The sequence below is a fragment of the Streptomyces sp. UH6 genome, from assembly GCF_013421635.1.
In the GTDB taxonomy this organism is placed as follows: Bacteria; Actinomycetota; Actinomycetes; order Streptomycetales; family Streptomycetaceae; genus Streptomyces; species Streptomyces abyssomicinicus.
The window spans coordinates 1-1,853 of record NZ_JACADT010001072.1 but is presented as its reverse complement, the minus strand read 5'-3'; the positions used below and the strand labels follow the sequence as shown (position 1 = coordinate 1,853).

The 1,853-nt window shown below is 75.2% G+C and carries 3 protein-coding genes; all 3 read left to right on the top strand.

Annotated elements, in window-relative coordinates:
* On the top strand, positions 1 to 228 hold a 228-nt coding region (locus tag HW445_RS29320), incomplete at its 5' end, for a hypothetical protein (RefSeq protein WP_180223852.1).
* Complete coding sequence (gene cobO, locus HW445_RS29315) at positions 228 to 842, top strand: cob(I)yrinic acid a,c-diamide adenosyltransferase (protein ID WP_180223851.1); 615 nt, start codon at positions 228 to 230, stop codon at positions 840 to 842. The genes HW445_RS29320 and cobO, both read left to right, overlap by 1 nt.
* A gap of 80 nt (positions 843 to 922) precedes the next feature.
* Positions 923 to 1,853: cobyrinate a,c-diamide synthase (locus HW445_RS29310; protein WP_180223853.1), on the top strand; the 931-nt coding region annotated here is incomplete at its 3' end.

The following is a 1,853-nucleotide window of genomic DNA, read 5'->3' as shown; positions in this document are numbered from 1 at the left end:
GGCGGTGGCGATCTTGCGCATGCCCTGGTCGCCGTCGCCCGCTCGCTGGCCGCCGCCGACCAGGTCGCCTCGCTGGGCGTCGGCACCGTCGTCGTGGACAGCGAGTCCGGACCCCTCCGCCTCGGCCTGGCCGGGCACCTGGCCGCCCGCCTGCACGCCGACCACCTGCCCGTCCGCGAGGTCAGCGCCGACGCGCTGAGCACCGCCGTCCGAGAGAGGGCCGCCTGATGCCCCAGGGACAGCCCGCCGTCGTGCCGAACGACGGCCTCACCACCCGCCAGCGCCGCAACAAGCCCCTCCTCGTCGTCCACACCGGCGACGGCAAGGGCAAGTCGACCGCCGCCTTCGGCCTCGCCCTGCGCGGCTGGAACCAGGGCTGGCGGATCGGGGTCTTCCAGTTCGTCAAGTCCGCCAAGTGGCGCATCGGCGAGCAGACCGTCCTCGAACGCCTCGGCCGGCTCCACGAGGAGACCGGCGAGGGCGGTCCCGTCGACTGGCACAAGATGGGCTCCGGCTGGTCCTGGACCCGCAAGCAGGGCGACGGCGAGGACCACGCCGCGGCCGCCGTCGAGGGCTGGGCCGAGATCAAGCGCCGCCTGGCCGACGAGACGTACGACCTGCTGGTCCTCGACGAGTTCACCTACCCGCTCGCCTGGGGCTGGATCGACGTCGACGACGTCGTCACCACCCTGCGCGAGCGGCCCGGACGCCAGCACGTCGTGATCACCGGCCGCCGCGCCGCCCCCGGACTGCTGGAGGCCGCCGACCTCGTCACCGAGATGACGAAGATCAAGCACCCCATGGACGCGGGGCAGAAGGGCCAGCGAGGCATCGAATGGTGACACGCCACCACCCGCACCCGGCCCGGCCCGCCCCGCACTCCGCCGGGCCCGCCCCGACGCCGGCGGACCTGCCCCGGATCATGATCGCGGCCCCGATGACCGGGCAGGGCAAGACCACCGTCGCCACCGGCCTGATGGCCGCCCTGCGCGACGCCGGCCACACCGTCAGCGGACACAAGACCGGCCCCGACTACATCGACCCCGGTTACCACGCCCTCGCCACCGGCCGCCCCGGCCGCAACCTCGACCCCCACCTGGTCGGCGAGGAGCGGGTGGCGCCGCTCCTCCTGCACGGGGCGCGCGGCGCCGACGTCGCGGTGATCGAGGGCGTGATGGGCCTGCACGACGGACGGATCGGCGGCGACGGGTTCGCCTCCTCCGCCCACGTCGCCGCCCTCACCCGGACCCCCGTGGTGCTCGTCGTCGACGTCTCCCGCATGTCCCGCTCGGTCGGCGCGCTGGTGGAGGGCATGGCCGTCTACGACCCGGCCGTCGAGGTCGTCGGCGTCATCCTCAACAAGGCCGGCTCCGAACGGAACGTCGCCGAGATACGCCGGTCCCTGCGGCTGCCCGTGCTCGGCGTCGTCCCCCGTGACGAGGAGATCGCCGCCCCCTCCCGCCACCTCGGCCTGGTGCCCGCCTCCGAACGCGCGGACTCCGCCCTCGCCGTCCGGCGGCTCGGCGCGCGTATCGCGCAGCAGGTCGACCTGGACGCCGTCCTCGCCCTGGCGCGCAGCGCGCCCCCGCTCGACGCCCGGCCCTGGGACCCGGCGGACGGGATCGGCGCACCGCGCGAGGGCGGACGCCCCGTCGTCGCCGTCGCCGGCGGCCGCGCCTTCACCTTCCGCTACACCGAGACCGAGGAACTCCTCACCGCCGCGGGCTGCGAGGTCGTTTCCTTCGACCCGCTGACCGACCCCGCCCTGCCCTCCGGCACCCGCGGCCTCTACCTGGGCGGCGGCTTCCCCGAGGTGTTCGCCGCCGAACTCGCCGCCAACCGGCCGCTGCTGG

What these genes read in the sequence shown, in the direction of transcription:
- cobO (WP_180223851.1), top strand. Translation starts at nt 228, where the DNA reads ATGCCCCAGGGACAGCCCGCCGTCGTGCCGAACGACGGCCTCACCACC.